Raw genomic sequence first — 11,984 nt, 5'->3', positions numbered from 1 at the left:
GGCCTTCTTCAGCGTTTCCTTCATGAATCACTCCGTCTGACATCGCCTTCTGGAGCGAAGGCGCGCAGAAAACAGTCGACGATCCTCGCCGCCTGGCCAGGATCGAATTCTGGCGGTGTTTCGCCGGAAAACAGGTATTGGCTACGCTCGGCGCCAACCAGCATCGAAAGAAGCATGCCAGCGGCGAACTCGGCATCGTCGCAGCGCAATTCGCCGCACGCCATCGACGCCTTGATTACCTCGCGCAGACAAGCGGCCGTGCGTCGTGGTCCGCTTTCGTAAAACGCGGCGGCCAGTTCCGGAAAGCGCGGAATCTCGGCCACCAGCATCCGGTAGAACTGCAGGCCGCCCGTTGAGAGCAGGCGTTCGCGATATCGCACGCCGAAGCGTACCAACCGCTCCCGCAAGGGGGTGCCGTCATCATCCAAAGCGACGAGAAATTCGGCGGTGGCATTTTTGATCACCTCGGCAAAAAGCTCGGCCTTGCTCGAAAAGTGATTGTAGAGCGTCTGCTTGGCCACACCTGCCTGCGCGGCGATACGGTCGACACTGACATGGTAACCCTCGGCGCCGAACACCTCACAGGCGGCTTGTAAAAGACGCTTCCGGCAATCGCCGCTCGCAGCTTGATCGGGAAAAGACATGGAGCGATCCTATGGACTAGACTGTCCAGTCTATCGGATCGAAAGAAATCGTGCAATTTGCCTCATGCCATTCAGGCTGGCTCGAAGATGTGACCTTTCACGCGCACCGCGCGGCCGCGGAAGAGCGCGATCAGCCTGCCGTCTTGATTGACGACCTCGACGTCGTAAAGACCGCTGCGCCCGCCCTGCTGACGCCGGATGGCCGTCGCCGTCAGCACCTCACCCATCATCGCCGGGGCGAGGAAATCGATGTCCGCGCCAGATGCCACCGTGCGCTGGTTGTCGGAATTACAGGCATAGGCGAAGGTAGCATCGGCCACCGCGAAGATGAAGGCGCCGTGGCAACTGCCGTGGCCATTGACCATGTCCGGTCGCACGGCCATTTTCAGCGTCGCCGCGCCGGGACCGACGGCGACGATCTCGATGCCCAGGCCACGCGCGGCATGGTCGTCGGCCCACATGATTTCAGCCACTTTCTCGGCGATCCGTTGCGCGGACATGTTGTTTTTCCCTCCCGGCAGACAACGCGCTGGATTCTAAGACGCTAGCGAGTGGTGAAGGTGAGGCAGACTCTGATTTCCGAAGACACTTTTCACCTTGAGGAGCGGTCAGCCGGGGCTGTTAGGTTCAATTTCGCAAACGCCGCCGCCATCGCGCTGGTGGGTTCTGGCCGTGGCTGCTGTCGATGGCGTTGCAGATCACGCGGAGATGCCGTCTGCCCAGCGCCGACTTTTTCCGTCTTCCTCACCTCGTCTGAAAGCCGCATCGACAACGCGATGCGCTTTCGTGGCAGATCGACCTCCAGCACCTTGACCTTGACCACGTCGCCGGCTTTCACCACCGTGTGCGGGTCGCGCACGAATTTGTCCGACAGCGCCGAGACATGCACCAGGCCATCCTGATGCACGCCGATATCGACGAAAGCACCGAAGTTGGTGACGTTGGTGACCACCCCTTCGAGCACCATGCCGGGTTCGAGGTCGGTGATTTCCTCGACGCCTTCGCGGAATGACGCGGTCTTGAATTCCGGCCGCGGGTCACGGCCGGGTTTTTCGAGTTCTTTGAGGATGTCTTGCACCGTCGGCAGGCCGAAGCGTTCGTCGGTGTATTTCTCGGGCCGCAACGAGCGGATCAGGCGGCTATCGCCGATGACTTCCTTCACGCTTTTCTTGATGTCGGCAAGGATGCGCTCGACCACCGGGTAGGCTTCCGGGTGCACCGCCGAGGCATCGAGCGGATTCTCGCCGTGAGGGATGCGCAAGAAACCGGCCGCCTGCTCGAAAGTCTTTTCTCCCAGCCGCGGCACTTTTTTCAGCGCCGCGCGCGTCGGGAAAGCCCCATGTTGGTCACGGTAGCCGACGATGTTCGCCGCGAGCGTGGCATTCAAACCGGAGATGCGGGCCAAGAGCGCCACCGAAGCGGTGTTGACATCGACGCCGACGGCATTGACGCAGTCCTCGACCACGGCATCGAGGGCGCGCGCGAGCTTGGCCTGATTGACGTCGTGCTGATACTGGCCGACCCCGATGCTCTTCGGCTCGATCTTGACGAGCTCCGCCAGCGGATCCTGCAGCCGGCGCGCGATCGAGACCGCGCCGCGCAAGCTCACATCGAGCTCGGGAAACTCGCGCGCAGCGAGCTCCGAAGCCGAATACACCGAAGCGCCGGCTTCCGAGACGAGGACCTTGGTCAGCCTCAGTTCCGGATGGCGCTGGATCAGCTCGCCGACGAGCCGGTCGGTCTCGCGGCTGGCGGTGCCGTTGCCGATCGCAACGAGCTTGACGCCGTGCTTTTGCGCCAGCCGACGCAGCGCGGCGATCGAGACTTCCCAGTCGCGGCGCGGCTCGAACGGATAGAGCGTCGCCGTCTCCAAGAGCTTGCCGGTGGCATCGACGACGGCGACCTTGACTCCGGTGCGGATGCCCGGATCGAGGCCGATCACCGCCTGCGGCCCAGCCGGCGCGGCGAGCAGCAAATCGTGCAAGTTGCGGGCGAAGACGCGGATCGCCTCTTCCTCGGCGCGCTCGCGCAAGACGCCCATCAGCTCGGTTTCGAGATGGAGCGAGAGCTTCACCAGCCAAGTCCAGCGCACCGTCTCGGTAAGCCACCTGTCGGCCGCCCTGCCCTTGTCTTCGATGCCGACATGACGCGCGATCATCGCGATGCAGGGCGAGGATTCGGGCGGATCGCGCAGTTCCGGCTCGGTCTTGATCGAAAGGCGCAGCACGTCCTCGTTGCGCCCGCGCAGCAGCGCCAGCACGCGGTGCGAAGCGGCGCTCTTCAATGGCTCGCGGAAATCGAACCAGTCGCGAAACTTCGCCCCTGCCTCCTCCTTGCCTTCGATCACGGTCGAGACGATGAAGGCGTGCTCGTTGAGATAGCCGCGCAGCTTCTCCAGCAGCGAAGCATCCTCGGCGAAACGCTCCATCAGGATCTGGCGCGCCCCATCGAGCGCCGCCTTGACGTCCGGCACGCCCTTGTCGGCAGCGACGAATTTCGCCGCCTCGGCTTCCGGAACGAGCGTCGGATCGCGATAAAGAGACTCGGCCAGGGGCGTAAGCCCCGCCTCGCGCGCGATCTGCGCCTTGGTGCGGCGCTTGGGCTTATAAGGAAGATACAGATCTTCGAGCCGCTGCTTGGTCTCGGCGTGCTCGATTTCATGCTTCAGTTCGGGGCTGAGCTTGCCCTGCTCTTCGATGCTCGACAGGATCGCCGCGCGGCGCTCTTCCAGCTCGCGCAGATAACCCAGCCGCTCTTCGAGGGTGCGCAGCTGCGTGTCATCAAGATTGCCGGTCGCTTCCTTGCGGTAACGGGCGATGAAGGGCACGGTGGCGCCGCCGTCGAGCAATTGGACGGCCGCGGCGACTTGATTGGGAAGCACGCCGAGTTCGGCGGCGATGCGGGATTCGATCGAAGGCAGCATGGGTCGGACTGGAAACGAAAAGGCGCGCACACTACCGCAAGCCGGGCCGAGGTGCAATCGGTACCGCGGCAGATATTCGTTTGGTATGATCGGGCGATGCGCAACCTGGAATTTTGCCTCTGCCGCGCCGTGCGATGAAACCCATTCCCGGAGATGGCATCGTCCTGCGTTCGATCCTGCTCACGGTGCTCGCCTTTTTCCTGGCGGGCATCGGCATTTTCGCGTTCACCTATCATGCAACTGCCGAACGAGCGGCGCGGAATGTCGACATCCGGTTGAATCAGTTGCTCGACACGATTTACAGCACCCTGAGCATCGCCTGTTTCCTGAAGGATCAGTCGCTTGCCGAGGATGTTGCCACTGGGCTGCTGAAAAGTCCGGAAGTGCTGCATGTGCTGATCCAGGCCGATGAAATTACGCTCGTCGATGCAAAGCGTGCCGGCGAAGCACCTGTTTCGGAAGCTGTCACGCTTCCTCCTCTCGAACGTGTGGTGACATCCCCTTTCACGCCTGACAAGAAAGTCGGCATGATCCGGCTCTCACCCAACCCGGAAGTGATCGCCCAGCAGCGCAGCAACGAGATCCAGCGTGCAGCAGAGCAGCTCCTCTGGCAGCTCCTCGTCGTCTCCGGGGCGATCGGCACGGCGCTGATCGTCTTCGTCGCCCGGCCGATTTCGCACATCTCCGAGCGTCTGCATACGATGGATCCGCTGCAGGGCGAACGGCTGCCGATTCCATCCGGCCATCTGAATACCGAACTCGGCCGGCTCGTCGGCGACATCAACCGTCTCGCCGACAGACTGGCGCTGACAATCGCAGAAGCTCGCCAAGACCGTGCGTCCGCCGAAGCCGCCTCGGAGGCGAAAAGCCAGTTTCTAGCCAGCCTGAGCCGCGAGATCCGCGCTCCGCTCACCACCATCCGACAGATCGCCCGGCTCGGCGCACGTCAGGGCGAATCCGCCATCGATCAAGAACATTTCGGCCGCATCGACAAAGCCGGCGCCCAATTGCAGGCCACGATCGACGACGTGCTGGATTTCTCCCGCATCGAGGCAGGGAAGCTCGTCCTTGAAAACAACCCCTGCAAGCTCACCAGTCTCGTCGCCGATGCAGTCGCCGCGGTCGAGCAGCACGCAGCCGCCAAGGGACTTGAGCTCGTCTGTCGGCAAAGTGATTCTTTACCGGAATTCATCCTCGGCGACCCCGCGCGCATCCGGCAGATCCTCGTCACCCTGCTGATGAACGCCGTGCGTCACAGTTCGCACGGCAGCATCGTGCTGACCGTGCTAAGCGCCGATGACGAACTGTGGTTCTCGGTCAGAGATGAAGGCGTCGGCATGACGCGCGAAGAGATCACCAATGCGTTCCGGGCCTTCGCCCACGACGACCAACCGATCGATCGGTCTGCGTGCGGCACGCGGCTGGCGCTGCCGATCGCGATGAACCTAGCCAGTCTGATGGGTGGCACGATCCAGGCCGTCAGCACCCCCTGGCATGGCAGCACCTTCACGCTGCAATTGCCTTTGCGGCCAGCGGATCAGTCCGCCTGAGGCGCAGCGGATTCCTGCGCCTTCAGCGAAAGCATCGCCGCCCGGGTCTGCGGTGTTTCGAGACTGATGCGGCCCAACACCCCAGAGCGGAAATCGGTCAGCAGGATCATCGCCGCCTTCTCCAGTTCGAGCTTGCCACCCCGCAGGCAGCCGCGTTTCCTGCCGACCGTCTCGACGATACCGATCGCATCCATCCCGGCCACATCGATTCCATAGCGCGCGGCGAGCAGCGCCGGATAACGCACCAGCAGGATGCCGGCGAGGAATTCGGCCACTGCTTCGTCGATCACGGCATTGCGGCCGATCGCATGGCAGGCGGCGAGCATGTAACCATCCGCATCGTGCTCGATCTTCGGCCACATCAGCCCCGGCGTGTCGGTGATCGTCATGCCGGGACCGAGGTCGAAGCTCTGCAGATGTCTGGTCACCGCGGGCTCGTCGCCGACCGCGGCAATGCGGCGCTTGATGAGCGCGTTCAGCAAAGTCGATTTGCCGACGTTGGGAATCCCCATGATCATCATGCGCAGCGGTTTGGTCGGGTCGTTGCGGTGTGGGGCGAGTTGGCGGCAAAGGGCCGGAATCTTCGCCGCCTCACCCGGCTTTTTGCAGGAGAGCGCGACGGCCAGCACGCCGGGCTGCCGGGCGTAAAAGTCGAGCCAGGCGCGGGTTGCGACCGGATCGGCCAGATCGGCCTTGTTCAGCACGCGCAACACCGGCCGCTGGCGCGCTGCACGCAGCTCGCGGATCATCGGATTGCTGCTCGCCTCGGGGCAGCGCGCATCGAGCACCTCGATGACGACATCGGTACGGGCCATCGTCTCGGCGGCCTTTTTGCGCGCCGAGACCATGTGGCCGGGGAACCACTGGATGGACATTGCCGAATCGTGGAAATGAATGGGCCGTGATTATCGCCGATTCACAATTCACAAACCCGGCGCTGGCGATACGGCACCCTCACCCACCACCGCGCTGCATCGCACGATCCATCCGCGCCAGCAGCGCCTGACAAGCTTCGAACGATCCCGCAGTGAAACGGATGCGCACCATCAGGCGCGGCAATGAAAGTTTCGCGATCACACGCGGCGGCAGCGGCGCGAGCGTTATCTCCATCTTCGCCCCGGCTGCCGCGACGCAAAGCCTCTCGTCGCGCTCGCTCACGGCGTCGGGAAAGGCGAAATCGAGCACACGGCGGAATTCCTGCGCCGTCGTCGCCATCTCGCGTGTCAGGGTTTCATCGTCCATGGTTTGCAGCCTATCATCCTAAAAACCCCAGTTGACCACTCATGAAGGCAAAAAATGCCTGAGAAGATCGAAAGATGTCTCACTGATTCCGCTCACCGGAGAGGTGACCCTGCTACGCACCCCCTGGCACGCGCCGACGGGCGCCTGGCTTTGTTGCTCCTCCTTGCAGGCATGAGCCTGCTGCGTCGTCGCGTCGCGCCATCCGCCCGCCGGCACGCACCATCGGGCGCGTCCAACAGAGGTTTTTAGGATCATGCAAAGATGGCCCGCAAACCGATGACCCCTCTCGATCATCTCTTACGCTGGATCAACGTGCTGCTGCGCGGGCTGCATCTTGCCGCGGTGATCCTGCTCGGCGCGGCGTTGCTCGGCGCGCCGCAGGCCAGCCCTGCCAGTGCCATCGCCGTCGCGGTGACCGGTTTCGCGATGTTCGCGCTCGATGTCTGGCGCAAGCCGCAGCACCTCATCGAGGCCGCCGGCCTCAGTGTCCTCGTCAAACTGGTGCTGGTCGGCTGGATGGTCCTCGACGCCGCCGCGCGACCCTATCTGTTCTGGCTCATCGTCGCCGGTTCGGCGATCGCCGCCCACGCGCCGGCGCGCTTTCGTCACGCGATGCTGCTGGGCAGCAAAAGTTCGCGTTGAAGCCGTCTGCTGTCTGTGCTAAGTTGGCTTCATCGGCTGCCTGGCCGAATTGGCTGACGTCTCGATAACGACCAACGAGCAGGAGAAACGCGTCATGCAGAAATCCCTTCATATCGATGCCAACAAGTGCACTGGCTGTCTGCAGTGCGAGCTGGCCTGTTCCTTCGACAATTACGGGTCGTTCAATCCATCCCGATCGCGCATCAAGGTCTTCAACTTCGAGCACGAGGGACGCAAGGTGCCTTATACCTGCACCCAGTGCGCCGATGCCTGGTGCATGAACGCCTGCCCGGTCGATGCGATCCGCATCGACGCCGCCACTGGCGCCAAGGTGGTGTATGAGGCGACCTGCGTCGGCTGCAAGGTGTGCACGATCGCCTGCCCGTTCGGCACGATCAATTACGTCGCCGAGACCGGCAAGGTACAAAAATGCGACCTGTGCGGCGGAGAACCCGCTTGCGCCGCCGCCTGCCCCACCGGGGCGATCACCTATGTCGATGCCGATTGGACCGGTTTCGACAGAATGCGCGCCTGGGCCGGCAAGACTGACACCGCACCGCGCGTTGCTGCCTGATCGGAGGAGAACATCATGGGATGGACACGAAAAATTCTGCGCGTTGACCTCACCCACGGCACCTGCACAGCCGAACCGCTCAACATGGAATGGGCGCAGCAGTATCTCGGCCAGCGCGGCCTGGCCACCAAGTATTTCGTCAGCGAGGTCGATCCGAAGGTCGATCCGCTCTCGCCCGCCAACAAGCTAATCATGACCACCGGGCCTTTGACCGGCACGCCCGCCTCGACTGGCGGCCGTTATTCGGTGGTGACCAAGGGCGCGCTCACCGGCGCGATCGCCTGTTCGAACTCGGGCGGCTTCTTTGGCGCGGAATTGAAGTTCGCCGGCTGGGACATGATCATCTTCGAAGGCAAGAGTCCGCAGCCGGTCTATCTGTCGATCGAAAACGACAAGGCGGAGCTCAAGGATGCCTCGCACCTGTGGGGCAAGACGGTCTGGCAGACCGAGGAGATCATCAAGAAGACCCACCAGGACCCGCAAATACGCGTCGCCAGCATCGGCCGCGCCGGCGAGAACGGCGTGCTCTACGCCTGCGTCGTCAATGACCTGCACCGCGCTGCGGGCCGTTCCGGCGTCGGCACCGTGATGGGCAGCAAGAACCTCAAGGCCGTCGCGGTGCGTGGCACGCGAGGCGTGTCGGGAATCAAGGACCCGCAGACCTTCATGGCGGCCGTCGCCGCCGGCAAGAAGGTGCTGGCCGAGAATGCCGTCACCGGCCAGGGCTTGCCGAAATACGGCACCCAGGTGTTGATGAACGTCATCAACGAGATCGGCGCGCTGCCGACGCGCAACCATCGCGACGTGCAGTTCGAGCAGGCCAACCGGATTTCGGCCGAGGCGATGTACGAAAAGCGCCCGACCGACGGCAAGTCCCATCTCGTCACCAACGCCGCCTGCTTCGGCTGCACGATCGCCTGCGGCCGCATCTCGCGCATCGACGAGACGCACTTCTCGGTGGTCAACAAACCCGAATACTGGGGCGCCTCCGGCGGCCTCGAATACGAGGCGGCCTGGGCGCTCGGCGCCGCCAACGGTGTCGGCGATCTCGAAGCCTTGCAGTTCGCGAACATGATCTGCAACGAAGACGGCATGGACCCGATCTCGTTCGGCGCCACCGTCGGCGCGGCGATGGAGCTTTATGAGCTCGGCATCCTCAAGAAAGAAGACATCGGCATGGAAGCGCCGTTCGGCTCGGCCCAGGCGCTGGTGGCGCTGGCGCAAGCGACCGCGCAGGGCGAAGGCTTCGGCAAGCTGCTGGGGCTGGGCTCGGCGCGCCTGTGCGAGAAATACGGTCGGCCGGAGCTGTCGATGGGCGTCAAGAAGCAGGAATTCCCCGCCTACGATTCACGCGGCATCCAGGGCATGGGGCTCGCCTATGCCACCTCGAACCGCGGTGCCTGCCATCTGCGCGGCTATACGGTCGCCTCCGAGGTGCTGGGCATCCCGGTCAAGACCGACCCGCTCGTCACCGAAGGCAAGGCCGCGCTGGTCAAAGCCTTTCAGGATGCCACCGCGGTGTTCGATTCTTCGGGCTTATGTATCTTCACCTCGTTCGCTTGGACGCTGGCCGACATCCAGCCGCAGATCGCCGCCGCCTGTGAGGGCGACTGGTCGCTGGAAAAACTCAATGAGGTCGGCGAGCGCATCTGGAACATGGAACGCCAGTTCAACCTCGCCGCCGGCTTCACCGCGAAGGACGACGACCTGCCGCCGCGCCTGAAGACCGAGCCGGCGAAGACCGGGCCGGCCAAGGGGCTGGTCAACGGCCTCGACAAGATGAAGCCCGAGTATTACCAGCTGCGCGGCTGGGATGCCGAAGGCCGACCCAGCGGCGAGACTTTGCAACGGCTGGGTTTGTGAGATGAGGCATGTCATCATCGGCAACGGCCCCGCGGGGGTCGTTGCCGCAGAAACCTTGCGTCGACTGCAGCCGACCGCCGAGATCGCGCTGATCGGCGACGAGGCAGAGCCACCCTACTCGCGCATGGCGATCCCGTATTTCCTGCAAGGCAACATTCCCGAGGACGGCACTCATCTGCGCAAGACGCACGACCATTTCACGACCCACCGCATCCACCTGATCCAGGGGCGCGTAAGCTGTGTCGATTCGGCGGTGCGGCAGATCGAATTCGCCAGCGGTGAACGCCTTGCCTATGATCGGCTCCTGATTGCCACCGGCTCGCGGCCGATCCGTCCGGAGATTCCCGGCATCGACCTCGCCAACGTGCATACCTGCTGGACGCTCGACGACGCGCGCGCGATCGCGGCAAAAGCCCAGCCCGGCAGCCGCGTGGTGCAGCTCGGCGCCGGTTTCATCGGCTGCATCATCCTGGAAGCGCTTGCCACTCGCGACGTCGAGCTGACGATCGTCGAGATGGGAGACCGGATGGTGCCGCGCATGATGACTTTGATAGCCGGTGCGATGATCGAGCGCTGGGTGAAAAGCAAAGGTATCGAAGTGCGTGTCAGCACCGCGATCAGCGCTATCGAGCAGGACGGCGATGCGCTGTGTGTCAAACTCGGCGCTGGCGAAACGGCACTGCGAGCCGACCTGGTGATCTGCGCCGCCGGCGTGCGTCCGAATGTGGACTTTCTTGCCGGCAGTGGCGTGGCGCTCGGCCGCGGCATCCGCGTCGACCGCGGCATGCGCACTTCGGTGCCGGACATTTATGCCGCCGGCGATGTCACCGAGGCACCGGGTTTTTACGATGGCACGCCGCAGCTCAACGCGATCCAGCCCAACGCCGTCGAGCAAGGGCGCATCGCCGCGATCAACATGGCCGGCGGCAATGCCGAATTGCCAGGCAGTCTGGCGATCAACGTGCTCGATACGCTCGGCTTGATCTCCACCTCCTTCGGCCACTGGCAAGGCAAAGGCGACGGCGTCGAGCTCGTCGATGAGGCAAACTTCCGCTATCTGTCGCTGCAATTCGAGGATGACGTGCTGATCGGCGCCACCAGCATCGGCTGGACGGATCATGTCGGCGCCTTGCGTGGCCTGATCCAGTCGCGCATCCGGCTGGGCCCGTGGAAAGCGCGCCTGATGGCCGATCCGACGCAGTTCATGGCCGCCTACCTCGCCTGCACCCAAAAAGCGGCATGAAAATCACCTTCAAGCTCTTCGCCTCGCTGCAGGATCATCTGCCGTTCGAGGCAAGAGCGAAGAATGCGCTCGAGATCGAGCTTCCGGAAGGCACGACGATCGCCCAGGTGATCGAACGTTTCGCGCTGCCGGCGGCTTCCTGCAAGCTGGTGCTGGTCGATGGCGTGTTCGTGCCGCCGGCAGAGCGCGCAAGCCGCACGCTCAAGGACGGCGAAACGCTCGCCATCTGGCCACCGATCGCCGGCGGCTGAGTGCTCGTCCCGCAACGTTTCGTTGTTGCGGCGCACAAGCAAACTTGCGATACTTGCAGTGCAGTTCGAAGGGCGCAGCCCTCCCTATGCTTCAACCCAAGGATGTCCGGGTTCAACCCGAAACAAAGAAAGGCTCGAACATGGAAATCAAAGGCAGTGTGGTTCTCGTCACCGGCGGCGGCAATGGCATCGGCGAAGCGGTCGCCAAGTATTTCGCCCAACGGGGCGCCAAGATCGCGATCGTCGACATGGTGCAGGAAAACATCGATCGCGTGCTCGCGGATCTCAAGGCGATGGGCGCCGAAGCCATCGGCGTGCAGGCGAACGTCACCAGCGAGGCGGATACCGCGAAGTTCATCCAGGCGACTCTCGATGCGTTCGGCAAGTTGAACATCACCGTCGCCTGCGCCGGCATCATCCGCGACGGCATGATGCTCACGCTCGACAAGCAGACCGGCAAGGTATCGCGCAAGCTGGGCCTCGACAAATGGCAAGCGGTGATCGACGTCAACCTCACCGGCACCTTCCTGACGCTGCGCGATTCCGCCGAAGCGATGGTCAATGGCGGCTGGCCGGGCCTGCTGGTCACCATCTCCTCGGTCAACAAGGTCGGCCAGATCGGCCAGCTCAACTACTCCTCGACCAAGGTCGCCGACGCGCTGATGCCGAAGATCATCATCGGCGAATTCATGCTGCGCGGCATCAAGAACATCCGCTGCGTCGGCATCGCGCCGGGCTACACCGCGACGCCGATGCTCACCGGCATGAACCAGGACGCATTGAAGGCGATCCTCAAGGACGTGCATCTGGGCCGCCTGGTCGAGCCGGAGGAAATCGCCCGCCTGATCGGCCACTGCGCCGAAAACGAGGCAATCAACGCCACCACGCTGGAAATCACCGGCGGCCTCTGCTATCCCGGCGGCATCGCGAAGTAAGCGTTTCGGCTTTGGCTACAAGGGCAAGCGGCTAATCGCTTGCCCTTTTCGTTCGAGGGGCAAAAGGCGCTGTTTCGGCGCGCATTGCTCGAGGGAGGACGGGTGTTTGCCCAAGAG

12 protein-coding genes are annotated in these 11,984 nt (G+C 63.4%); 7 read left to right on the top strand and 5 right to left on the bottom strand.

Annotated elements, in window-relative coordinates; genetic code table 11:
• Window positions 1–20: 20 nt before the first annotated feature.
• From EL335_RS04750 to EL335_RS04740, 3 genes are all read right to left on the bottom strand, one after another.
• Window positions 21–644 (bottom strand): TetR/AcrR family transcriptional regulator, encoded by a 624-nt coding sequence (locus EL335_RS04750; protein ID WP_126444597.1) that lies wholly within the window; start codon window positions 642–644, stop codon window positions 21–23.
• Window positions 645–715: 71 nt separating this feature from the next.
• Complete coding sequence (gene paaI, locus EL335_RS04745; RefSeq protein ID WP_126444595.1) at window positions 716–1,144, bottom strand: hydroxyphenylacetyl-CoA thioesterase PaaI; 429 nt, start codon at window positions 1,142–1,144, stop codon at window positions 716–718.
• 92 nt (window positions 1,145–1,236) lie between these two features.
• Window positions 1,237–3,567 (bottom strand): Tex family protein, encoded by a 2,331-nt coding sequence (locus EL335_RS04740; RefSeq protein ID WP_126444593.1) that lies wholly within the window; start codon window positions 3,565–3,567, stop codon window positions 1,237–1,239.
• 134 nt (window positions 3,568–3,701) lie between these two features.
• Here EL335_RS04740 and EL335_RS04735 point away from each other — a divergent pair, with 134 nt between their 5' ends.
• Window positions 3,702–5,117 carry a sensor histidine kinase gene (locus EL335_RS04735; protein WP_126444591.1) on the top strand — a complete coding sequence of 472 codons (1,416 nt, stop codon included), beginning with the start codon at window positions 3,702–3,704 and terminating at the stop codon, window positions 5,115–5,117.
• On the opposite strand, the gene ylqF is transcribed toward EL335_RS04735, so the two are convergent.
• Together ylqF and EL335_RS04725 are read right to left on the bottom strand one after the other, a co-directional pair.
• Window positions 5,105–5,992: a ribosome biogenesis GTPase YlqF gene (gene ylqF / locus EL335_RS04730; protein ID WP_126444589.1), complete on the bottom strand. Its 888-nt coding sequence runs from the start codon at window positions 5,990–5,992 to the stop codon at window positions 5,105–5,107. The two genes, EL335_RS04735 and ylqF, sit on opposite strands and share 13 nt — an antisense overlap.
• A 79-nt stretch (window positions 5,993–6,071) precedes the next feature.
• Window positions 6,072–6,359 (bottom strand): hypothetical protein, encoded by a 288-nt coding sequence (locus EL335_RS04725; RefSeq protein ID WP_126444587.1) that lies wholly within the window; start codon window positions 6,357–6,359, stop codon window positions 6,072–6,074.
• Between the two features lie 261 nt (window positions 6,360–6,620).
• Here EL335_RS04725 and EL335_RS04720 point away from each other — a divergent pair, with 261 nt between their 5' ends.
• From EL335_RS04720 to EL335_RS04695, 6 genes are all read left to right on the top strand, one after another.
• Entirely contained in the window at window positions 6,621–7,001 is a 381-nt protein-coding gene (locus EL335_RS04720) for a hypothetical protein (RefSeq protein WP_126444585.1), read from the top strand.
• A gap of 94 nt (window positions 7,002–7,095) precedes the next feature.
• On the top strand, window positions 7,096–7,575 hold the full coding sequence (locus EL335_RS04715; protein WP_126444583.1) for a 4Fe-4S dicluster domain-containing protein: 480 nt from the start codon (window positions 7,096–7,098) through the stop codon (window positions 7,573–7,575).
• A 15-nt stretch (window positions 7,576–7,590) separates the two neighbouring features.
• Complete coding sequence (locus tag EL335_RS04710; protein WP_126444581.1) at window positions 7,591–9,438, top strand: aldehyde ferredoxin oxidoreductase family protein; 1,848 nt, start codon at window positions 7,591–7,593, stop codon at window positions 9,436–9,438.
• A gap of 1 nt (window position 9,439) precedes the next feature.
• A complete protein-coding gene (locus tag EL335_RS04705; RefSeq protein ID WP_126444579.1) occupies window positions 9,440–10,681 on the top strand; it encodes an NAD(P)/FAD-dependent oxidoreductase in 1,242 nt (413 codons plus the stop codon).
• Entirely contained in the window at window positions 10,678–10,932 is a 255-nt protein-coding gene (locus EL335_RS04700) for a MoaD/ThiS family protein (protein WP_126444577.1), read from the top strand. The genes EL335_RS04705 and EL335_RS04700 overlap by 4 nt, the downstream gene beginning before the upstream one ends.
• Before the next feature lie 140 nt (window positions 10,933–11,072).
• Complete coding sequence (locus EL335_RS04695) at window positions 11,073–11,867, top strand: SDR family NAD(P)-dependent oxidoreductase (RefSeq protein ID WP_172600033.1); 795 nt, start codon at window positions 11,073–11,075, stop codon at window positions 11,865–11,867.
• The last annotated feature ends 117 nt before the right edge of the window (window positions 11,868–11,984 follow it).

The sequence above is a fragment of the Sulfuricystis multivorans genome, assembly GCF_003966565.1.
In the GTDB taxonomy this organism is placed as follows: Bacteria; Pseudomonadota; Gammaproteobacteria; order Burkholderiales; family Rhodocyclaceae; genus Sulfuricystis; species Sulfuricystis multivorans.
This window is presented reverse-complemented; position numbering and strand designations above follow the sequence as displayed.

Coding starts and splice junctions, on each gene's coding strand:
- EL335_RS04700 (WP_126444577.1), top strand. CDS start 10,678: ATGAAAATCACCTTCAAGCTCTTCGCCTCGCTGCAGGATCATCTGCCG.
- EL335_RS04710 (WP_126444581.1), top strand. CDS start 7,591: ATGGGATGGACACGAAAAATTCTGCGCGTTGACCTCACCCACGGCACC.
- EL335_RS04725 (WP_126444587.1), bottom strand. CDS start 6,359: ATGGACGATGAAACCCTGACACGCGAGATGGCGACGACGGCGCAGGAA.
- EL335_RS04750 (WP_126444597.1), bottom strand. CDS start 644: ATGTCTTTTCCCGATCAAGCTGCGAGCGGCGATTGCCGGAAGCGTCTT.
- paaI (WP_126444595.1), bottom strand. CDS start 1,144: ATGTCCGCGCAACGGATCGCCGAGAAAGTGGCTGAAATCATGTGGGCC.
- EL335_RS04720 (WP_126444585.1), top strand. CDS start 6,621: ATGGCCCGCAAACCGATGACCCCTCTCGATCATCTCTTACGCTGGATC.
- EL335_RS04695 (WP_172600033.1), top strand. CDS start 11,073: ATGGAAATCAAAGGCAGTGTGGTTCTCGTCACCGGCGGCGGCAATGGC.
- EL335_RS04735 (WP_126444591.1), top strand. CDS start 3,702: ATGAAACCCATTCCCGGAGATGGCATCGTCCTGCGTTCGATCCTGCTC.
- EL335_RS04715 (WP_126444583.1), top strand. CDS start 7,096: ATGCAGAAATCCCTTCATATCGATGCCAACAAGTGCACTGGCTGTCTG.
- EL335_RS04705 (WP_126444579.1), top strand. CDS start 9,440: ATGAGGCATGTCATCATCGGCAACGGCCCCGCGGGGGTCGTTGCCGCA.
- ylqF (WP_126444589.1), bottom strand. CDS start 5,992: ATGTCCATCCAGTGGTTCCCCGGCCACATGGTCTCGGCGCGCAAAAAG.
- EL335_RS04740 (WP_126444593.1), bottom strand. CDS start 3,567: ATGCTGCCTTCGATCGAATCCCGCATCGCCGCCGAACTCGGCGTGCTT.